General features: G+C 35.6%; 20 protein-coding genes. 10 read left to right on the plus strand and 10 right to left on the minus strand.

The genetic code is table 11. The annotated features are described in order from the left end of the window. Positions 1-36: 36 nt before the first annotated feature. The 4 genes from RHO11_02905 to aspS form a co-directional block, all read right to left on the minus strand. Complete coding sequence (locus RHO11_02905; GenBank protein ID WVD62094.1) at positions 37-648, minus strand: hypothetical protein; 612 nt, start codon at positions 646-648, stop codon at positions 37-39. A gap of 49 nt (positions 649-697) precedes the next feature. Beyond that, positions 698-1,051, minus strand: coding sequence for a hypothetical protein (locus tag RHO11_02910; GenBank protein WVD62095.1), 354 nt, complete (start codon positions 1,049-1,051; stop codon positions 698-700). A gap of 82 nt (positions 1,052-1,133) precedes the next feature. Next, complete coding sequence (nudB, locus tag RHO11_02915; protein ID WVD62096.1) at positions 1,134-1,598, minus strand: dihydroneopterin triphosphate diphosphatase; 465 nt, start codon at positions 1,596-1,598, stop codon at positions 1,134-1,136. Between the two features lie 52 nt (positions 1,599-1,650). Next, complete coding sequence (gene aspS / locus RHO11_02920; protein WVD62097.1) at positions 1,651-3,411, minus strand: aspartate--tRNA ligase; 1,761 nt, start codon at positions 3,409-3,411, stop codon at positions 1,651-1,653. Positions 3,412-3,818: 407 nt separating this feature from the next. On the opposite strand from aspS, the gene RHO11_02925 reads away from it, so the two are divergent. From RHO11_02925 to RHO11_02970, 10 genes are all read left to right on the plus strand, one after another. Next, entirely contained in the window at positions 3,819-4,790 is a 972-nt protein-coding gene (locus RHO11_02925; protein WVD62098.1) for an efflux RND transporter periplasmic adaptor subunit, read from the plus strand. 31 nt (positions 4,791-4,821) lie between these two features. Further along, a complete protein-coding gene (locus RHO11_02930; protein ID WVD62099.1) occupies positions 4,822-6,018 on the plus strand; it encodes an ABC transporter permease in 1,197 nt (398 codons plus the stop codon). Continuing rightward, positions 6,018-7,202 (plus strand): ABC transporter permease, encoded by a 1,185-nt coding sequence (locus tag RHO11_02935; protein ID WVD62100.1) that lies wholly within the window; start codon positions 6,018-6,020, stop codon positions 7,200-7,202. Before RHO11_02930 ends, RHO11_02935 begins: the two co-directional genes overlap by 1 nt. 138 nt (positions 7,203-7,340) lie before the next feature. Further along, positions 7,341-7,901 carry an isochorismatase family cysteine hydrolase gene (locus RHO11_02940; GenBank protein ID WVD62101.1) on the plus strand — a complete coding sequence of 187 codons (561 nt, stop codon included), beginning with the start codon at positions 7,341-7,343 and terminating at the stop codon, positions 7,899-7,901. Between the two features lie 69 nt (positions 7,902-7,970). Next, on the plus strand, positions 7,971-8,768 hold the full coding sequence (locus RHO11_02945) for a DUF3100 domain-containing protein (GenBank protein WVD62102.1): 798 nt from the start codon (positions 7,971-7,973) through the stop codon (positions 8,766-8,768). Continuing rightward, positions 8,768-9,217, plus strand: coding sequence for a hypothetical protein (locus RHO11_02950; GenBank protein ID WVD62103.1), 450 nt, complete (start codon positions 8,768-8,770; stop codon positions 9,215-9,217). The genes RHO11_02945 and RHO11_02950 overlap by 1 nt, the downstream gene beginning before the upstream one ends. Before the next feature lie 17 nt (positions 9,218-9,234). After that, complete coding sequence (locus RHO11_02955) at positions 9,235-10,554, plus strand: amidohydrolase (protein ID WVD62104.1); 1,320 nt, start codon at positions 9,235-9,237, stop codon at positions 10,552-10,554. A 246-nt stretch (positions 10,555-10,800) separates the two neighbouring features. Beyond that, positions 10,801-11,556 (plus strand): molybdopterin-synthase adenylyltransferase MoeB, encoded by a 756-nt coding sequence (locus RHO11_02960; GenBank protein WVD62105.1) that lies wholly within the window; start codon positions 10,801-10,803, stop codon positions 11,554-11,556. Beyond that, a complete protein-coding gene (gene dusC / locus RHO11_02965; protein WVD62106.1) occupies positions 11,546-12,499 on the plus strand; it encodes a tRNA dihydrouridine(16) synthase DusC in 954 nt (317 codons plus the stop codon). Before RHO11_02960 ends, dusC begins: the two co-directional genes overlap by 11 nt. Before the next feature lie 933 nt (positions 12,500-13,432). Further along, positions 13,433-13,699 (plus strand): hypothetical protein, encoded by a 267-nt coding sequence (locus tag RHO11_02970; GenBank protein WVD62107.1) that lies wholly within the window; start codon positions 13,433-13,435, stop codon positions 13,697-13,699. Positions 13,700-13,942: 243 nt separating this feature from the next. Here RHO11_02970 and RHO11_02975 read toward each other — a convergent pair whose 3' ends face one another. The 6 genes from RHO11_02975 to RHO11_03000 all read right to left on the minus strand — a co-directional run bounded on the left by RHO11_02975 (position 13,943) and on the right by RHO11_03000 (position 21,428). Next, positions 13,943-14,896 carry a glucokinase gene (locus RHO11_02975; protein WVD62108.1) on the minus strand — a complete coding sequence of 318 codons (954 nt, stop codon included), beginning with the start codon at positions 14,894-14,896 and terminating at the stop codon, positions 13,943-13,945. 214 nt (positions 14,897-15,110) lie between these two features. Then, positions 15,111-16,055, minus strand: coding sequence for a magnesium/cobalt transporter CorA (corA, locus tag RHO11_02980; protein WVD62109.1), 945 nt, complete (start codon positions 16,053-16,055; stop codon positions 15,111-15,113). Positions 16,056-16,098: 43 nt separating this feature from the next. After that, on the minus strand, positions 16,099-17,070 hold the full coding sequence (locus RHO11_02985) for a LysR substrate-binding domain-containing protein (GenBank protein WVD62110.1): 972 nt from the start codon (positions 17,068-17,070) through the stop codon (positions 16,099-16,101). A 31-nt stretch (positions 17,071-17,101) separates the two neighbouring features. Continuing rightward, positions 17,102-19,717 (minus strand): type I DNA topoisomerase, encoded by a 2,616-nt coding sequence (gene topA / locus RHO11_02990; protein WVD62111.1) that lies wholly within the window; start codon positions 19,715-19,717, stop codon positions 17,102-17,104. A gap of 46 nt (positions 19,718-19,763) precedes the next feature. Continuing rightward, positions 19,764-20,225: a macrodomain Ter protein MatP gene (gene matP, locus RHO11_02995; protein WVD62112.1), complete on the minus strand. Its 462-nt coding sequence runs from the start codon at positions 20,223-20,225 to the stop codon at positions 19,764-19,766. A 186-nt stretch (positions 20,226-20,411) separates the two neighbouring features. Then, on the minus strand, positions 20,412-21,428 hold the full coding sequence (locus RHO11_03000) for an ABC transporter permease subunit (GenBank protein WVD62113.1): 1,017 nt from the start codon (positions 21,426-21,428) through the stop codon (positions 20,412-20,414). Between the last annotated feature and the right edge of the window lies 1 nt (position 21,429).

Here is a 21,429-nt window from a genome sequence, read left to right on the forward strand (position 1 = left end):
CGATGAAAATAACGCATATTTTGGGGCTATTAATGACTAAGGATAAATTCTATGCGAAAAATGTTCTATAACATATTGGCGTAGCACTTGTTCATCAACAATATCAGATTCAAAAGTAAAAAATCCATGATAGTAATTTACTTGGTATTTTTTATCATCCTTCTTTTCAATAAAGAAATCTTCAACTAAATAGCGATGAAATGACATAAGTGATTTTTTACTAATCGGATTTTTCTCTAAGTCGATCGCACGCTCAATTAACTTGGTATACTGTTTATAGTTAAATGATGTTGCCCTCATTGCACCATACAAACGAACTCGAGGACTCGCATCACGGACTGCTAGATGAATAATTTCATCACATAATTCATTACCAACAGTATTTGGATATACACTGGTTGTAACAATCCAACGATCCCTCATTTTACCCGTATACATAATCAGTATTAGCTGTTCTTTAACTGCAGTGATCTTATTTGCTAATAAAAAATAGTAATCACAATATTGCCAAACCATTTTTTTCGGATGAAAGGCATAGGAGAATAGCGTTGCGAGATCTTGTTCATCATACTTATCTTGTAGTTCAAGATCTGAAATAATTTTATGATACAAGTATTTGGCATGGGCTCTTATTTCATCACTGGTCATGATTGATTCTCTCCATTAAATGTAATAAATATTAGCGCAACCTAACCTATTACTCTTCTTCATCATAAATAGGTAGATTTGGCTCTATATTATCAGCAGTAATTTTTTGCCAATTGAGCTTAAATTGAGCTTGAGTCAATTGAATAATTGCCTTTTTATTACGTTCATAGAGATAATACTGATCTGTACCATCAAGAAACGAAAAAGATGCCACCCAATAATTCCTAGCAAAAAAGTCATCATTAGTGAAAATCTTAATGGTGGTTGTATCTCTATTTTGCTTCGTTACAGATATGACATGTTGAATAATCTGTTCACAAATGATCATATCTTCTTCATCGAATATTATTGAATCTGATGTCTCATAACTCTGCTCATAATCATCGTCATAATCGTTATTCATTATTATCGTTCTCCCCTTATTATTAAATACACACTCTGCTGAGCTAACCATTATGAAACCTGATATCAGCAGTATAAAAATATTAAATGTTTTTATCGGTTTTGTCACCTAGCCATTCCCTTATTTGTTCTATTGCTTGTCGATTATTCCATGACGGCGTTAATACTATGGCTTGCTCAATTGAGAGCCATTGATAAGCAAGATGTTCAGTTAATGATGGCGTACTTTCTTCAGGAAGTAGGAGATAGAACCAGTGTTCTCTATTTGTACTAACATTAGGATGATAACGATGTCGAAATTGTGGAAATATTTCAAACTCAATACTATAGTGAATATCAATTAATGGATAAGCATGACGTAAAATGTCAAAACCGGTCTCCTCTTTCACTTCTCTAATAGCTGTTTGATAAGGCTTTTCACCCATTTCAAGACTACCAGTAACAGACTGCCAAAATGAAGGATCATCTTGGCGCTGCATCATCAAACAACGTTTTGTTGTTTGACAATAAATAACAACTAAAACGGACTCAGGATTCTTATACTTCATAATAAGTCCAAAAGCGTTAAAGCAGATTGTTTAACGCTTAATTAAATAGATGTTAATTATTTTTACAAACTGCAATACCTAAATCCTGTAAAGCAGCTGGATTTGCAGGACTTGGAGCATCAGTGAGTAAACATGCAGCCGCCGTCGTTTTCGGGAATGCAATAACGTCACGAATATTATCAGTACCTGCTAATAACATAGTTAAACGGTCTAAGCCAAAAGCTAAACCTGCGTGTGGAGGTGTACCATATTTTAAAGCATCGAGTAAGAAACCAAATTTTTCTCGTTGCTCATGTTCAGTAATACCTAAAATAGTAAATACCGCTTGTTGCATTTCGTTACGATGAATACGGACAGAACCACCACCGACTTCATAACCATTAATAACCATATCATAAGCATTAGCAACAGCATTTAATGGATCTTGTTTAAGCTGTTCTGGTGAGTAATCTTTTGGAGAAGTAAATGGATGGTGCATTGCACTTAATCCGTCATCAGTCTCTTCAAACATAGGAAAATCGATTACCCATAACGGTGCCCATGATTTTTCATTAGTTAACTGTAAATCTTTACCAACTTTAAGTCTTAACGCACCTAATGCATCAGTGACAACTTTTTGGCTATCTGCACCAAATAGTAAAATATCACCATCATTCGCATTAGCTCGAGTAAGAACAGCTTCCATTTGCTCGGCAGTAAAGAATTTAGCAATCGGACTTTGAACACCTTCTAAACCTTTACTTCGTTCATTCACTTTCACCCAAGCCATGCCTTTAGCGCCATATACTGAGATAAATTGCGTATAATCATCTAACTGCTTACGCGTTAAACTCGCACCATTTGGTACACAAAGTAGCGCTACGCGGCCTTTCGGATCATTTGCTGGAGTAGAAAAGACTTTAAAGTCAACATCTTTAACCAGATCGGCCACATCAATAATTTCAAGAGGATTACGTAAGTCAGGTTTATCACTACCAAAACGACGCATCGCTTCAGCAAAGGTCATTATAGGGAAAGAACCAAGATCAACATTAATAATTTTTTGCCATAACTTACGGATCATCTCTTCCATAATCTGACGAACCTGTTCTGCACTCATAAATGACGTTTCAACATCAATTTGCGTAAATTCAGGTTGACGATCGGCTCGTAAATCTTCATCACGAAAACATTTAACAATTTGGTAATAACGATCAAAACCAGACATCATTAATAGTTGTTTAAAGATTTGTGGTGATTGTGGTAAAGCATAAAACTCACCTTTATGCACGCGGCTTGGTACTAAATAGTCACGAGCGCCTTCCGGAGTTGCTTTTGTTAACATTGGTGTTTCAATATCTAAAAAACCATGCTCATTCATAAAATGACGGACAAACGCCGTAACATTAGCACGCGTTTTGAAAATTTTTGCCATTTCAGGACGGCGTAAATCAATATAACGGTATTTTAAACGCTGTTCTTCAGTATTATTTTGGTTGAAATCTAGTGGTAATACATCACTGCGGTTAAAAACAATCAGATCAGTGGCTAACACTTCAATTTCACCGGTCGCCATCTCTTTATTAATCTGCCCTTCCGGTCTTGCTCTCACTTTACCTTTAATTTGAATGCAAAACTCATTACGTAATTCAGCTGCTAATTTAAATGCTTCAGCATAGGCGGGGTCAAAAAAGACTTGTACAATTCCTTCTCGATCTCGCATATCAATAAAAATCATGCCACCTAAATCTCGACGTTTATTAACCCATCCACATAATGTGACATCTTGATTAATATGAGAGGCATTTAACTGCCCACAGTAAATTGTTCGCATAGAAATATATCCTGTTTAAGCTATTTTGCAAAAAATAGTGTTTATTATAGAGCAAATTCTATTTGTATAAAGAGTGTTATCTAAAATATTCACGATATATTCGCGTTAATTGGATGATTATGATAAAACTAAGTGATGCTAATTATTGATATAATTACTCAGGCCATTTTCATATTAATAAAATACACATACTTCTTGTATCAAACTAAACGGGATTTGTGTAACAACATAATATTAAACAATAAACTTAACGAAAATGTTTTTTAAATAATCGAAAGTTAACTTAAAAAAGCATTTTATGGCTGTTTTTACTGTTTTATTTATTTAAATACTTGTTAAACTACCGCCAACGACCCCATTTTAGTTAATTAACAATAAAACTATTACTTACCAATAGAGACCTCGATATGAATGGAAAAAAAATAATATTGTCCTTATTAATTGTAATTCTGATTTTTGTTGGTTGGATGACCTACTCTTCATTATCAGATAAAACAATGAGCCTACAAGGCGAAGTTCAGGTTAACCGTGTTGATATTTCAGCAAGGGTTCAAGGCCGAGCTGTCGAAATCAATTATGATGTAGGCGATAATGTCAATAAAGGTGATGTATTATTAGTCTTAAGTAGTCCAGCACTGATTGCACAACGTGATTACATCCAATCTCAATTGGATGTAGCAATAGCAAATAAAAATATTACTTACAGTACTCGCCCAGAAAATATTGATGCTCAAAAAGCGGCCTTGCAAAAAGCGGAAGCAGATTTGTTATTAGCGCAACAAAGCCATGATCGTTTACAACAACTAGCCTCAAAGAATCTTATATCAAAGCAGCAGTATGATGAAGCAAGTAACCAATTAGCCGTCGCTAAGCAAGCAACACAAGTGGCAAAAGCTAATTATGACTTAGTTGTAAATGGTAATAGCGTTGAAGCCAAAGCACTAGCTGATGCCCAAGTTAAGCAAGCGCAAAGTGCATTAGAACAGATTGATGTAGATATCAAAGAGTTAACCGTTATTTCACCTATTAATGGTCAAATTACATCACGAATTGCTGAAATTGGTCAATTATATAATCCAGGTACCCCACTCTTTTCATTAGTGGATTTAGATGATGCTTGGGTGACATTTAATGTTCGAGAAGATTGGCTAAACAGTGCTAAAGTCGGTGATGTTTATACAATCAATATCCCTGCATTAAATAAAAAAATTCCGGTGAAAATCACGGCAATTAATGCGTTAGGTTCTTATGCTAACTGGCGAGCAACGAAGGCGACAGGCGATTTTGATCTTAAAACATTTGAAGTAAGAGCTAAACCTATTGATAAAGTTGAAGGTTTAAGACCAGGCATGAGCGCCACTATAACTTGGAAAATATAATCTCATTCATTTAGTTAAATAAGGATTGATTGTGCAAAAAGATACTCGACATTTTTCTTCTAAACGTAGCATGATGGTTTTCAGTATGATGCTGAGAGAGCTACGTTTAATAAAGAAAATACCATCACTATTTATTATGGTTTTTATCTATCCAATCTTAATAATGGGTATCTTTTTTGCTATTTATAACCAAGGTAGTATTACTCAAATCCCGATTGCCATTATCGACCAAGATCAATCTGTCGCCTCTAGAGAATTAATTCAAAAAGTCGCTGCTAGTTCTGAGATCCAAGTTAGTGAACGTTATCATGATCTGTCAGTGGCTAAAAAAGATTTATTAGCCGCTAAGGTTTATGCGGTTATCATGATTCCACCCGATTTCGAAAAACAGATGCTAGCGAATACTCAGCCAGAAGTGACCACTTTTTATAATAATCAATATATGACTGTAGGTAGTACAGCTAGTCGCGCGATCTCAACAAGTTTATCTGGATTGATATCTGAAATCCAGCTACAAAAAATGGCTAATAATAGTATTCCAACGGCAATCGGTAAAAGCCAATTAAAGCCGATTGATATTGATCTGCGTCCTTTATTCAATCCAACACTCAGTTTTATTGTGACTTTAGTTAGTGGCGCATTTCCTGCGGTCATGCAGATAATTATGATGTTTGCCGTTACGGCAAGTATTCAGAAAGAGCGTCGCTATCAACCAAACTTAAATTCATTACGCCGTTTAGCCCATAATAATCCATTTACTTTTATGCTTAATAAATGTGCCATGTATTTCGCCATATTTATCATTCCTTTGTTATTAATGGATATTATTATGATTAACTATTATGGTTTATCAATCCAAGGGAGCCTACCTCTATTACTGCTTGGTGATCTGCTATTTATCTCATCTTCTTTAGCTATCGGTAGCATGTTTGCTATTTTTATTGCAGATCAATTCACTAACTTTGGTGTCGTCGGTATTTTTTCCTCACCAGCATTTGGATTTACTGGATTGATATTTCCACGCCTTGCGATGAACGGTTTTGCTTATGTTTGGGGGGGCTTATTACCGGTTACATGGTATATACAACTACGTTTAGACCAAACATTACGAGGGCTAACATCTATTGAAGCCTTAACACCGATTTTCTTTATGTTATTGTTAACAATTATTTCATTATCGCTTATTGGCTTTAAGTTTAAACAATATAGTAAGCAAGGAGGCAAATAGTGGTAAAGTTTTTGCTAGCAATTATTACAGCTGAATTAAAAAATATTTTTTCTAACAAAAGTATCATTAGTGTGATGATTTTAGGACCACTGATCTACTGTTTTCTCTATCCACAGCCCTATACGAATGAAGTGTTAAGTAACATTTCCATTGGCGTCCTAGATCAAGATAACTCGACGCTAAGCAGAGAGTTAGTTCGTCATATTGATGCAACAAAAGAGATGAAAACTGAGGTTAAACTAAGTTCGATGAATGAGGCGGAACAGCTACTCAAATCACATCAAATTAATGGTATCTTAGTTATTCCTTTTGATTTTGAAAAAAATGTTATAAAAGGCGAATCATCACCGGTCTCTTTCTACGGTGATGCCAGCTATGTACTGATCTATAATAATGCAGCAACCGCACTTAATAATGTTGTTATGGATATGAACAGTAATATCTCAGTAAATAGACAAATTGCTCAAGGAGTCGATGCCGCTGTTGCTAAAAATGGTAGTTTACCTTTTTCACCAACCATGATCGCCCTATTTAATCCGCAAGCGGGTTATGCAACATATGTATTACCGCCAGTATTTATACTTATTTTGCATCAACTACTGTTTATTGGTATTTTACTTGCGACATTCTTTTCTAAAAAAGATATCGCACAATTATCCGCTAGTGCCAGTAATAGCATTTCACCACTGCTACAATCTATACTATTTATTGCTGGAAAAACCTTTGTCTATCTTGTTATTTATCTAGTAATGTTTATTTTTTATATGATCATGTTAGCCTGTTGGTATCATATTCCTAATCTGGCTAATAATTGGGAACTTTTCTTGTTTGCAATAATATTTTTACTGACAACAATTGCATTTGCCTTAGCATTTAGCGCCTTTATCAAAAACGCTGAAGGCATATTCTTATTAATGATTCCAATTAGTATCTTACTATTCTTCGCTTCTGGAGTCTCTTGGCCACAAGAGCTAATACCTTCATCTATTATTTTTATTGCTAATTTATTCCCAGCGGTACCAAGTATGGCAGCGGCAACAAAAGTAGCGGAAATGGGGGCATCATTAAAATTAGTATGGCCTGAAATAGCAAATTTATTGCTCTTAAGCGTGATCTATTTTTCAATTGCAATATTTAGTTACTATCGACATTTTCATCGGTTACAACAACAATATGCACGTTAAGTAATAAGCCATTCCATGAACAGAGGATAAAATTGTACAATTTTTATCCTCTTTCATCAACTCACTTCATATAATACTTGTCATGCAGTCTATTTATTAATAAGCTTGAAGACTGCATAATATTTGACGAGTTTAAATATGAAAGCCTTAATTTCCATTGATTATACTAATGATTTTATCGCCAACGACGGAGCTTTAACGACTGGCCTTGCAGGACAATCTATTGAAAATAATTTAGTAAAGGTGACTGAATCATTCATTGCCCTCGATCATTTTGTGGTGTTTGCAATTGATGCCCATGACAGTAATGACCTTTACCATCCAGAAAATAACTTGTTTCCACCTCATAATATTATTGGTAAACAAGGACAACAGTTATATGGTGCTTTAGGCCAACTTTATAGCAATCATCAATCTTCATCTCAAATTTACTGGATCAATAAGCGGCACTACTCAGCCTTTTGTGGTACTGATCTCGATTTACGTCTGCGCGAAAGAGCCATTAACGAAATTCACCTTACTGGCGTATGTACTGATATCTGTATCTTACACACCGCCATTGATGCCTATAACTTAGGATACAAAATTGTTATTTATCAAGATGCTGTAGCCAGTTTTGATACTATTGGTCATAAATGGGCATTAAACCATTTCAAGCAGACACTAGGAGCTGAAATTTTATCAGTCAACAATAAATAAAGACTAAATGATTTATACATAACGCAATATCACCGATTTTAATTCAATATCATTTAAAGAGGATTTGTAATGGAAATATTAAGGGACTATCGAGTACATCTGTTAGCTCTACTGGTTGTTGCTGTTTGCGAACTTATTGGACGACAAACGATTTGGATTATCACTATTTACCCCATGCTATATGCGATGATTATTGGAGGGATGATTAGTTTACCCAAATTAAAAATTCTTAAAGAAAAGAATATGCATAATGCCAGTGCGGTAATGATTGTGACTTTAATGCTACTGATTGCTAAACTTGGCGTTGCTGTTGGTCCTAAAATTAATGAAATTTTGAATGCCAAAATGGCATTAATTTTTCAAGAACTGGGTCATTTTGCTGGCACAATTTTACTTGGTTTACCTCTTGCGATGATGTTAGGTATGGGCCGAGAAGCAGTTGGTGCCACTTATTCTGTTGCACGTGAACCCAATATTGCGATTGTCGCAGATAAATATGGACTAGATTCGCCAGAAGGTCGCGGAGTGATGGCTATGTATGTCTGTGGTACTTTATATGGTGCCATTTGGATGAGTATTTTAGCCAGTATTATTGCTCGGCTTGATATTATTCACCCATACGCTCTGGCTATGGGGGCTGGTGTAGGTAGTGGTAGTATGATGGCAGCATCACTTGCACCAATTAGTGATCTCTATCCTAATATGGCTGGTGAAATCAAAGCTTATGCAACCGCTGCGAACCTAATGTCTAGTGTACTAGGTATTTACATCTATATCTTATTTTCATTACCTTTTGCTTCCTTTTTATATAATACTTTTTCACGCTTGCGTAGTAAAAAAAGCAGCCAAAAAGCAGGAGATAAATAATGAAAATTTTAGAAACAATCTTTTTACTGATTTTAGTTGCAATTATTATGGCTGCTGGTAATACCATTGGTTATAACATCAATTTTATCTCTTCACTACAAGCCCTAGCTATTCTAGTAGTGATATCGATTGTCGGTTTTCTGATCAGCAAACTACCGATCTTGAAAAAATTACCAGTGATTCTATGGGTTTCAGTGGTCGCTGCATTTGTCTCTTCGCCGATCTTTCCTGGACATGAAATCGTTGTTCAAGTCACCGACCAAGTGTCATTATTAGCGATTTGTACACCTGTACTGGCTTATGCTGGACTGGCGATTGGAAAAGATTTAGCATTATTTAAACGAATTTCATGGCGGATTATTCCCGTCTCTTTAGCTGTTTTTTCTGGCACCTTTATTTTTGCTGCCTTGATTGCACAGTTAACCCTACATTGGGAAGGTATTATCTAATTTAATAAGGTTACAAAATGAATAAACAACAACTTAAACAAAAAGTCTGCCAAGCAATTGCAGATCGTAAAGCCGATATAAAAGCAATTGCTGAAGCTATCTGGGCCGAACCTGAACTGGGTTATAAAGAGACTAAAACAGCGGCAAAAGTCGAAGACGCTTTTCAAAAGCTGGGTGTAAAGTATAAAAATAAACTTGCACTAACGGGAGTGAAAGGCCGTTTAAAAGGTGGTAAGGGTAGCAAACATAGTATTGCAGTTATTGGTGAACTTGACGCTATTATCTGTGCAGATCACCCAGCCGCAAATGAGCTATCAGGTGCAGCTCACTGTTGTGGTCATAATGCCCAAATTGCGAATATGATGGCAGTTACTATGGGACTAATTGATGCTGGTGCAATGGATTATTTAGCTGGCGACGTAGTGCCATTTGCAGTACCCGCTGAAGAGTATGTCGAAATCACCTATCGTAATCGGCTCATAGAGGAAGGTAAAATTAAGTATATTGGTGGTAAACCAGAACTTATTTCTCGCGGCGAATTTGATGATATTGATATGGCCCTACAAATTCACTTAACTAGCGTCCCCAAAGAGCGCCAAAATGGCTTTATTGAAATTTCGACAACCAGTAATGGCTTTATTGGTAAATTAATTCAATATAAAGGTGAAGCTGCTCATGCGGCAGCCGCGCCACATGCAGGGGTTAATGCTTTAAATGCAGCGATGATGGGAATGATGGGTGTTCATGCAATTCGTGAAACCTTTCAAGAAAAGGATTATATCCGTTTTCACCCGATTATTACTCAAGGTGGTGATTTAGTCAATGTGATACCAAGTGATGTACGAATGGAAAGCTATGTCCGAGCAGGTAATGTGCCCGCGATGATTGATGCAAATGAGCGGATTAATCGCGCACTACAAGCAGGTGCAATGGCGGTAGGCGCAACATGTGAAATAAAGGATTTACCAGGTTATTTGCCACTCCAAAATAATTCCACCCTTAACGATTTATTACAAAGTAATGCCGAACAACTGATCGGAGATAACAATGTTTGGGTTGCTCCACACATGACAGGGAGTACCGATACGGGTGATCTATCACATATTATGCCGGTCAGTCACCCATGGATTGGTTCAATTCGCGGTGTACTACATGGTAAAGATTATACCGTTTTTGATGAGGATATGGCTTACATTCGTCCAGCACAAATGATGGCTTGTACTATTATTGATCTGTTATATGATGATGCGGAACAAGCCGATCAATTAATGGCGAACTATAAACCATTAATGAGTAAGCAGGAGTATCTCGACTTTCTATCAGGTTTCGATAAATAACCCAATTCTGCTTTGATAATATTGCCTATTTATCACCAATAGATCGGCAATATTATCTATTACCCAAATAATATTTTGGCTAATACAGAGTTACCTCTATCTAAATTAAGCTGATTTTATCTTGGTATGTTATTTTTGATATCTCCACTTTTTTATACTAAAATCACACATTACATCAATAAAATAACGAAAAATTACTATTTTTTATGTTACTATATTGGCAAAATTTTCAATCATATTAAGACTATGCAACAACTCTCTGATAAAGAACTACTACGCTACGATCGCCAAATTACCCTAAAAGGTTTTGATATTGATAAGCAAGAACAGCTAAAAAATAGCTCTGCTCTAATTATTGGTTTAGGTGGACTTGGTTGCAGCGCTTCACTATATTTAACCGCTTCAGGGATAGGTAAATTGACGTTAGTCGATTTTGATATGGTTAGCGAATCAAATTTGAGTCGGCAAATTTTATATACCGATAACAATCTTAATCAAAATAAAGTCAGTGCGGCAAAATATGCGCTTTTATCCCATAATCCGAATATGATCATTCATACCGTTGAACAACAGTTAGATGATGAACAGCTAACTGAATTGATAAAACAACATGATATTGTGCTTGATTGCACCGATAATATACAAACACGACAACAGGTTAATCGTTGCTGTTACAACGTTAAAAAGCCATTAATCTCGGGAGCAGCAATTCGGATGGAAGGCTTACTATCGGTATTTACTTATCAAGATAACGCGCCCTGCTACCAATGTTTAAGCCAACTATTTGGACAAGATAGCTTAACTTGTGTTGAGGCTGGCGTTATGTCACCGCTGGTGGGAATGGTTGGTTCAATGCAAGCCATGGAGGCAATTAAAGTACTCACCCATTATGGTACGCCACTCATTAGCCGTTTATTGATGCTTGATACAATGACGATGCAGTTTAATGAGATTATGTTTAACAAGCAGCTTCACTGTTCGGTTTGTGGCCATGAAAAATAATATTGAGCAAATCGTTCTAGCCCCCATGGAAGGAGTGCTTGATTATACAGTACGTGATTTACTGACTCAGATTAATGATATTGACTACTGCGTTACAGAGTTTGTACGCGTTACTCATCATCTGTTAACCAAACGTACTTTTTACCGATTATGCCCAGAGCTTTATCATCAAAGTCAGACCAAAACAGGCACGCCTGTACGCGTTCAGCTACTTGGTCAATCACCTGAACTAATGGCTGATAATGCAGCTTATGCAATACAATTAGGATCGTATGGTATTGATATTAATTGTGGCTGCCCGGCAAAGACAGTAGTCGGTAGCCAAGGCGGTGCCTTTTTATTAAAATCGCCAGAATTAATCTATCAAATTGCAAAGCAAGTCCGCGCAACAATTCCAGCCAATCAAAAATTATCAGTAAAAATTCGACTTGGTTTTGACGATAAAACACGTTGTTTTGAAATTGCTGATGCCGTTGCACAAGGAGGAGCTGATGAGATTGTTATTCATGGACGAACCAAACAAGATGGTTACCAAAGTGATAAAATCGACTGGCTAACAATTGGTCAAATTACACAGCGAATTACGATTCCGGTGATAGCGAATGGTGAAATTTTTAACCCAACTGATGCAAAAAATTGTGTTGAACAGAGCCAAACTAAACGAATCATGTTAGGTCGGGGTATCCTTGCGGCACCAAATCTTGCTAATCAAATTCGTTATGCTGAACCATTATTACCGTGGCAACAAGTCCTACAACTATTACAGCAATATGCCCGTTCAGAATCTTTAGCGGAGCAAGTCCCCCTAAAACCACTCTATCACTCTGCGCGAATAAAACAGTGGCTGAGCTATCTAAAATTGCACTATCCAGAAGCGATCACCTTATTGCAACAGATTCGTAAGCTTAAAACCCAGCAAGAGATAATCGAATCATTAAGTTAGATTCATATTTACTTGATATTTTTAGTTATTCTTAATGAATTGATAGGATGGTTTGCTGAAATCTATCTCTATCAAATAAAATAATTTGAAAATAAGACTTATGATTAAAATGAAAAAAAACAAAAACATGAATAAAAACTTTTTTTAAATTTAAAAATAAAGAATAAAAATGAAATTCACAATTAAAAACATTTCATTAACTAAAAATTACATTTTACCACCAGACATAGTAATAAAAAAACATCATAATATGCCCACAATGATTATTCATTGTTTTCCTATTCCTTATTACCTTTTCGAACTCTACGGAGTTCGTTTTTTTTATCTAATTAATAGTAGTAGATGATTATGTCATCTATAACTCATTCTGGCTGTATTATAGCTTTATATTAATAAACGGACTCGAATAATAAACTACACATACAACTTAGAATAAAGTAAACACCTCGATCTCGAAGCCTGACAGCATTAATATAAAAACTCGATTTTATTTGAAAAATAGAATTATTGTCTTATTAAGGATGCAATAGGAATCAACTTACCATGATAAAATTTAAATATTACAAAAAAATTATTTTTAACTTTTAAAAAAATAAATAAGTTTAATTATAATTAAAAACGTTTAATTAATAGAAAAATTACACTTTTTTAACAGACAGAATTATAAAAAAACAGCATAATACAACCTCAATGATTATTCATTGTTTTCCTATTCCTTATTATTTTTGCGAACACACCTTGTGTTCGCTTTTTTTTGTCCATTATTAGCTCAAGAGTCACAATATCGTTATCAAAATCCATTCTGATTAAAAAATGATTTTTTTGTTTGACCTTATAGCAATCGAATGCTAGCATAATTACTGTATAAAAAAACAGTTAATCACTATAACTTTTTTATCACTTAACGATTACCAACATTTAGGATTTCATCTCATGACGATATATCAAGATCATATTTCCGTATTAAATGTCGCACAACCAGTTATTTATTATCCTCAAAATAGATATGCTAGGGGAATTTCTTTACGGGAAAAAGAGACTGAACATCCTTATAACACTTTATTACCGGATGAAATTATAGAACAAAGTTTAGCACTCATTCATGTCATTATTGAATGCCATAATCCAAGCATAAAAGAGTCATTAATTTTATTATTAGAAGAGCGCTTACAGCTATTAAAAATAAAGCTATCTTATTAATTAAATTTTATAAAATAATTAATTTCTGACAGTGTTATCCTTTATGTGTGTATAAACAAAAATTAGTTCTTTTTGTAGTGAAATGTTTTTTAAATCTGTAGCCGATATTTAAGCTAATTATAATCAATCCGTTATAATCTTGTTATAAGATATCATTATAGTATAAAACTACCCCTTAATCCAAGCTCTTAAATCCCAGTCCTTGAATCCACCGCCTGAATTCAAGGATTGAGTTAGTCCATTTTATGACAATCGTTGTTGCAAATACATACCCGCGCCTAATAACCCAGGATCAGGATGAACAATGACATAAACCGGAATAGTTGTCAGCAAACTACTCATTCGCCCTTTATTATCAAAATTTTGTCGGAAGGGAGACTTTTTAAAAAAATCAATAAAACGAGGGACAATACCACCCGCGATATACACGCCACCTTGTGTATTAAGAGTTAATGCCAAATTTCCGCCAAAACGGCCCATGAAAGTACAAAATAGTGTTAATGTTTCAACGCATAGATCGCAATCACCTTGTAATGCATTTTCGACGATCTCTTTAGCACTAATCTCTTGTATTTTTTGATTGTGGATGACTGTTAATGCTTCATAAATATTGGTTAAGCCACTACCCGATAAAAAACGTTCCGCAGATACTCGACCAAATTTAATGCGTAATTGTTCTAAAACCTGATCTTCGTATTGATTAATCATCGGAAGCTCAACGTGTCCACCCTCACCCGAGAAACTTAACCATTGTGATCCTGTTTCTACAAGATGAGCGACACCTAGCCCCGTACCTGCACCATAAATAGCTATTGGGTAATCCGTATTTGGTTGTTGACCACCAATTTGCTCTATATCATCAGACTGTAATGCTGGAACAGACATTGCAACTGCAGTAAAATCATTGATCACTTCAAGTTGCTTTAAATTTAATGCCGATTGTAATTCACTACGAGAAAATTGAATATGATTATTGGTCATAACAACTTTGTCGCCAGTGATAGGACAAGCTATCGCTAAACAAGCTCGTTGTACTTTTAAAGAAGATTGCTTTAAATAATCGCTAATTAGTTGTGGTAAAACGGTTTCAGCCGTTATGGTAAATTTTTCAATATTAGATAAGGTTTTACTTTCACTATCATATAATGCAAATCGTGCATTTGTCCCACCGATATCGGCAACCAATAATTTTTCCATAACTATACCTTCTTCTAATCAATATTCATTGATAATAAAAAATGACCATTTTAAAGCATCAGATTTAATCCTTCAATGAATAAAAGTATTCAGTAATTTCCTTGGATAACGGCAATAGTCTCTCTCAAGAGTTGGTAATAAAAAAAGCACATTATACGTTATTAAGATAATGTGCTTTTAACTGTAGATAAAAGTATACAATCACTACTCTATACTATAACCATTTTTTCAGTTTAAAGTAGAAATAAGGCGCTAAGCCTGCCACAAGCATAAGTCCTAAGGCCATAGGATAACCATAATTCCATTCCAGTTCTGGCATATTAGCAAAGTTCATACCGTATGCAGAAGCAACTACCGTTGGTGGTAAAAAGACAACCGATACGACCGAGAATATTTTAATAATTCGGCTCTGCTCAATATTAATAAAACTCGTCGCAGCCTGCATCAGAAAGTTTACTTTTTGAAATAATGACTCATTATGTGGGATTAGCGACTCAATATCGCGAATAACTTCTCGAGCTTGTTCTAGCTGTTCATGAGGCATTTTGGCTCGTCTTACCAAATAATTAAGTGCACGTTGGCTATCCATCAAACAGAGGCGAACTTTCCAAGCGGTATCTTCTAACTCTGCCAGAGTTGAGATAGCCTCATCATAATGCTCTTGTGCATGACGATTCATAATGATTAAGCTCAGTTCTTCTAATTCACTATAGATATTTTCAATTTCATCTGCTAGCTGTTCAACTTTTACTTCAAATAGGTCCAGTAAAATTTCGTAAGCATTACCATCTACCATCTCTTGATAACGTGAGCGCATACGATATAAACGGAACGCTGGCAAATCACGCTCCCTTAAGGTAAAGAGTCGTCCATTATTAATAGTAAATGCAACGGTAGAGTTACCTGCCCTATCTTCAACATCAGCATAGAAAAAGAAGGAGTGGACATGTAATCCTTGTTTATCTTCGAAAAAACGCGCTGATGCCTCAATATCGTCAAGTTCAATACTGGTTGCTAGATTTTGCCCTAATTGAGAATGAACGATTTCACGATCTGCCTCTTCTGGTTCAATCAAATCAACCCAAGCAGCACTTTTAATATCACCGCCGTCGTGAACTTTTGCTAAATGTTTATTTTTTAACTTAAACGCATTAAGCATAAACGCCTCTTATTTTTATAACTCCAAAACAGGCCATTGTAACCTATTTAACTGTTAATTTAACACCATTAAACATTGTTAATACTTGATTAGTATCAGTACATAATATCGCTTGATTAACGGTTTTTTTATCAAGATGAGCAGAAAATTGGCTAATAAAATCATACATATAATTACGTAAATAGAGTGAACGTAAAAAAACGATATACGTTGTATTGTAAGAAAAAATAGCACTGGCATTTAATATAACTAAATCTTGATCTTGTACTTCATTTGTTGCCATTTTAGCAATCACCCCAACGCCAACCCCTAATCTTACATAGGTTTTAATTAAATCAGCATCTGCGGTATTAAATATAACATTAGCCGATTTTCCTGCATTGATAAAGGTTTGTATAATATCGGTGCCATCTTTTGCAGAATCATAACTAATTAACGGGTATTGTGCTAAGTCTTCAATAGAAATAGGAACTTTTTGTGCCAACGGATGGGCTTGCGGTACAATAATAGCTTGGTTCCAATGGTAACAAGGCAAAGCAATCATTTCATCGGTCAAATCGGTTAAATCAGTTAAAACAGCAAAATCTGTTACTCTATTTTTTAAGTTCGTAATGCATTGCGATGAATCACCCTGTTCCATTTTCAGGGCAATCTCAGGATAACTTTGCATAAATTTTTGCAACACTGGTGGTAATGCATAGCGAGCTTGAGTATAGGTTGAAGTAATTGAGAGTGTGCCTAAATTGGGTTTTGTAAACTCTTGAGCAATCACTTTGATATCATAGGTCTTATTTAATATACTGCGCGCGACCTCGATAACTTTTTCACCGATAGGTGTAATTCCCGATAGATGTTTACCTGAACGCTGAAAAATTTGCGCACCTAATTCATCTTCGAGTAGCTTTATCTGTTTACTAATCCCCGGTTGAGAGGTATAGAGCTTTTCAGCCGTCAATGAAACATTGAGCTCATTATTAGCGACTTCAACAATATAACGTAGCTGTTGTAGCTTCATGCCATATTCCTTTCACCGAGTAAAATCATCATTATTTCTTACTTTGTACCCATTTTCCATCAATGTAATTCATGACCCAACCCGTTGATTTACCATTGACTTCAGAAGTAACATATTGCTGTTTATTTTTACGACTAAAACGTACGATAGCATCATTACCATCAGGGTCGTTAGTTGGCGCTTGTGCTAAGTAAATAAACTTAGCCGGTAATCGATCTTTGAATCGTTTTAATTCGGCAACTAATGGCGCTCTTGTCTCTCTTGATTTAGGGAAATTATGAGCAGCTAAAAATATACCTGAAGCACCGTCTCTTAGGACAAAATGAGCATCTGATTTTGTACATTTTAATTCAGGTAAATCGACCGGCTCCTCTTTTGGTGGTGCAACATCACCATTTTTGAGTATTTTACGGGTATTTTTACACTCTGGATTAGTACATCCCATATAGATACCAAATCGCCCTGATTTGAGATGCATTTCACTACCACATTTATCACACTCAATGATCGGACCTTCATAACTTTTAATTTTGAAATTGCCATCTTCAACAATAAAACCATCACAAATTGGGTTATTACCACAGATATGCAATTTATGGCTACTATCGAGTAAATAGCTATCCATTGCTGTATGACATTTAGGACAACGCTTACGCGCTCTTAATGCATCAGTTTCAGCAGCACCAGACTCAGCATCATCACCTTCTAAAATATTAAGTGTTTCATGTTCAGGAATGAGATTGATAGTCTGTTTACAACGCTCTTTCGGTGGTAAGCTATAGCCAGAGCACGCTAAAAAGACTCCCGTGCTAGCCGTTTTGATTCCCATTTCTCGGCTGCAGTTAGGACATTTAATTTCCGGAGTTAATACTAATGGATTGAGTTGCATTCCGCCTTTATTTGGCTCTTTTTCCGCGACTTCAAGATGCGCAGAAAAATCAGAGAAGAAAGAGTTCAAGACTTGTTTCCAATCATTCTTTTTATTAGCCACATCATCTAAAGTATCTTCCATTCGAGCAGTAAAATCATAGCTCATCAAATCGTTAAAATTTTCATTTAAACGATCTGTAACAATTTCACCGATTTTTTCAGCATAGAAACGGCGACTATCCAGACGAACATAACCACGATCTTGTATAGTAGAAATAATAGCAGCATAAGTAGATGGACGCCCGATTCCTCTTTTTTCAAGCTCACGAACAAGTGAGGCTTCATTATAACGTGCTGGTGGTTTAGTAAAATGTTGCGTTGGTTTGAGCTCGAGTAAATGCAGCATATCCTCTAGTTTAACCGCTGGTAACATCTTATCATCGTTATTTTTAGCTAACTGAGGTTGTACTTTGGTCCAACCATCAAAACGTAAGGTTCGTCCTTTTGATTTTAATAAAAAATCACCCGCTTGTGCAGTTACTGTCGTTGAATTATATTCAGCCGCAGTCATCTGACATGAGACAAACTGGCGCCAAATGAGTTGATATAATTTACGCGCATCAGATTCAAGTTCTTTAAGCTGTTCACTTAACAGTGATACGTCAGAAGGACGGATCGCTTCATGAGCCTCTTGTGAATTTTGTTTACTGGCATAAAAATTAGGTTTTTGTGGTAAATATTTTTGACCAAACTCTTTCTCAATATATCCTCTGACCATATTTAGCGCATCTTGGCTTAAGTTGGTAGAGTCCGTTCGCATATAGGTGATATAACCTGCTTCATATAAGCGCTGTGCTAACGTCATTGTCTTTTTAACCCCAAAGCCTAGCCGTGTACTTGCAGCCTGTTGTAGCGTTGAGGTAATAAATGGTGCTGTAGGATTACTCTTGGTTGGCTTTTCTTCGATATTTTTGATTTGATATTGGCATTTATTTAATGCATCTAACGCCATATCAATCGCAATACGATCTTTAGGTTCAAAAGACTTATCTTTAAAATGAGTAACCTGCATTGATAAGGTTTCTTTGCTTGGGGTTTTTAAGTCAGCATAAAGATCCCAAAACTCTTCTGGTATAAAGGAGTGAATTTCTCTTTCACGTTCAACAACCAGCCTTACCGCAACCGATTGAACACGGCCGGCTGAAAGTCCTCTGGCAACCTTTTTCCAAAGTAATGGTGATAGCATAAAGCCAACAACACGATCCATAAAACGACGCGCCTGTTGTGCATTAACACGATCGATATCTAATAAACTTGGTTTTTTAAACGCATTTTGAATTGCCGCTTTAGTGATTTCATTAAAAACCACTCGACGATATTTTTGATCGTCACCACCAATAACTTCTTTTAAATGCCAAGCAATGGCCTCTCCCTCTCTATCCAAGTCGGTTGCTAGATAGATTTGATCGGCATCTTTAGCTAATTTTTTTAATTCCGCAACAACTTTACTCTTACCGGGTAAAATTTCGTAATTAGCTTGCCAATCGTGATAAGGATCAACACCCATACGATCAACAAGAACTTGCTCAGGTGAACGTTTTGTCTTTTTGCTAGTAGTTTTTTTACTCTCTTCCGAGGACTCAGATGTTTTACTACCACTAACTGGCAAATCTCGAATATGACCAATACTCGATTTTACAATATAATCTTTGCCAAGATATTTGTTAATCGTTTTCGCTTTTGCTGGTGACTCGACGATTACAAGGGATTTTCCCATAACTGTTACCTATGTTTTCAAGATGAAATTTTATTAAACTCTAGCGTTATTGCTCTTTCGACGTAAAGAGTAACGACATTAAATCATTTTTAATCGTTGAAACTTTATCTGCATACTGCTCTTTTTGTTCAGCGTCTTCAATAAGCTGAATAACTACTTCCGATAAAGTGACATTACGTCGTTTGGCTAAGTTAGCTAAACGTTGCCAAACCAGAAATTCAAGATCTATGGATTTTTTACGCGTATTTTGATGCTCAGCATTAAAATGTCGCTTGCGCCGCGCCCGAATGGTCTGTTTCATTCGATTATCCAATTCAGGATTGAGATGTAATTGAATCCAATCGTCCACTTTAGTCGGATTATTCTCTAAAGACAACAATTGTTGTATGGCATTTTGTGCTGCGCTTTTCTCAATATGACAAGTAATTGCTTCACCTTCTTGATGTTTTTTAACTAAATACTTCCATTTCCAACCACATTCAAGATTTTCTAATTGCTGATATTTCATACCATTCTCTGAGTGACGCTGTAACTTTAGTCATATATTTATCACTGTTTAATGGTAAATTCAACTTATTTATTACTCAAAGATATAAAACTAAATCGTTTTTTGATTACTAACAGCATGAAATTATCATTAATTAAACGCTAATAAATGATAAAGGGACTTTACTAAAGTCCCTTTATTTTGGTGCTACTTAACGTTCCTTATCTCTTGTAGACGACGTTTTTCTCGTTGTCTCATCAAAATCCAAGAGATGAATCCGATAATACCTACAATAACTAGAATAATCGTAGCTAAAGCATTGATATCAGGGCTAACCCCTAAACGGACTTTAGAGAAGATTAACATTGGCAATGTTGTTGATCCAGGTCCAGCAACAAAACTTGCAATAACCAGATCATCTAACGATAGCGTAAAGGCTAATAACCAACCAGAGACTAAAGATGGAGCAATCATCGGTAAAGTAATGATAAAAAATACTTTTAATGGATTAGCGCCCAAGTCCATTGCCGCTTCTTCGATAGATTTATCGAGTTCCCTTAATCTTGCACTCACAACGACTGTAACATAAGCGGTACAGAAAGTGACGTGAGCAAGCCAAATGGTGATTGCACCACGATCTTGTGGCCAACCAATCAATTGCCCCATTGCAACAAAGAGCAATAATAAGGCTAAACCAGTAATAACATCAGGCATAACTAATGGCGCTGTTGTCATAAAAGAGAATAAGTTTGAGCCCTTAAAACGTTTAAAACGAACAATAACATAAGACGCTAATGTTCCCAAAATTATTGCACAAGTTGCCGATGCTGCTGCGATCGTTAAGCTGAGCATAACTGCTTTTAATAACGCAGTATTTTGTACTAGTTCCCCATACCATTTAGTAGAAAAACCAGCCCATACCGTCACGAGTCTTGAACTATTAAATGAATAAATAATCAACATAAGCATCGGTATATATAAAAATGCAAAGCTAATCAATAAAATAAATTGCTTAAGACTTTTTAAACATAACGCTAATGAGATAATCACAGTCACTATTAGCGTAAAAATCAAAATACCTAAATAGAAAGAACCGTGCTCGATTGGGCTTAATATAATATCAAACCCTGTTGATGATATCAAAACGGTCAGAATGAATGAACCAATTAACGTTCCAATAAAAACAGCTAATAGCGAACGTAACATAATAGGTAAATTTGTCATG

This window comes from Orbaceae bacterium BiB, from assembly GCA_036251205.1.
In the GTDB taxonomy this organism is placed as follows: Bacteria; Pseudomonadota; Gammaproteobacteria; order Enterobacterales; family Orbaceae; genus Orbus; species Orbus mooreae.

Excerpts from the sequence above, each read along its gene's own strand:
- RHO11_02910 (WVD62095.1), bottom strand. The coding sequence starts at position 1,051 with ATGAATAACGATTATGACGATGATTATGAGCAGAGTTATGAGACATCA.
- dusC (WVD62106.1), top strand. The coding sequence starts at position 11,546 with ATGAAAAATAATATTGAGCAAATCGTTCTAGCCCCCATGGAAGGAGTG.
- RHO11_02940 (WVD62101.1), top strand. The coding sequence starts at position 7,341 with ATGAAAGCCTTAATTTCCATTGATTATACTAATGATTTTATCGCCAAC.
- RHO11_02960 (WVD62105.1), top strand. The coding sequence starts at position 10,801 with ATGCAACAACTCTCTGATAAAGAACTACTACGCTACGATCGCCAAATT.
- RHO11_03000 (WVD62113.1), bottom strand. The coding sequence starts at position 21,428 with ATGACAAATTTACCTATTATGTTACGTTCGCTATTAGCTGTTTTTATT.
- aspS (WVD62097.1), bottom strand. The coding sequence starts at position 3,411 with ATGCGAACAATTTACTGTGGGCAGTTAAATGCCTCTCATATTAATCAA.
- RHO11_02970 (WVD62107.1), top strand. The coding sequence starts at position 13,433 with ATGACGATATATCAAGATCATATTTCCGTATTAAATGTCGCACAACCA.
- RHO11_02945 (WVD62102.1), top strand. The coding sequence starts at position 7,971 with ATGGAAATATTAAGGGACTATCGAGTACATCTGTTAGCTCTACTGGTT.
- RHO11_02955 (WVD62104.1), top strand. The coding sequence starts at position 9,235 with ATGAATAAACAACAACTTAAACAAAAAGTCTGCCAAGCAATTGCAGAT.
- RHO11_02925 (WVD62098.1), top strand. The coding sequence starts at position 3,819 with ATGAATGGAAAAAAAATAATATTGTCCTTATTAATTGTAATTCTGATT.
- matP (WVD62112.1), bottom strand. The coding sequence starts at position 20,225 with ATGAAATATCAGCAATTAGAAAATCTTGAATGTGGTTGGAAATGGAAG.
- RHO11_02950 (WVD62103.1), top strand. The coding sequence starts at position 8,768 with ATGAAAATTTTAGAAACAATCTTTTTACTGATTTTAGTTGCAATTATT.
- nudB (WVD62096.1), bottom strand. The coding sequence starts at position 1,598 with ATGAAGTATAAGAATCCTGAGTCCGTTTTAGTTGTTATTTATTGTCAA.
- RHO11_02985 (WVD62110.1), bottom strand. The coding sequence starts at position 17,070 with ATGAAGCTACAACAGCTACGTTATATTGTTGAAGTCGCTAATAATGAG.
- corA (WVD62109.1), bottom strand. The coding sequence starts at position 16,055 with ATGCTTAATGCGTTTAAGTTAAAAAATAAACATTTAGCAAAAGTTCAC.
- RHO11_02975 (WVD62108.1), bottom strand. The coding sequence starts at position 14,896 with ATGGAAAAATTATTGGTTGCCGATATCGGTGGGACAAATGCACGATTT.
- RHO11_02905 (WVD62094.1), bottom strand. The coding sequence starts at position 648 with ATGACCAGTGATGAAATAAGAGCCCATGCCAAATACTTGTATCATAAA.
- topA (WVD62111.1), bottom strand. The coding sequence starts at position 19,717 with ATGGGAAAATCCCTTGTAATCGTCGAGTCACCAGCAAAAGCGAAAACG.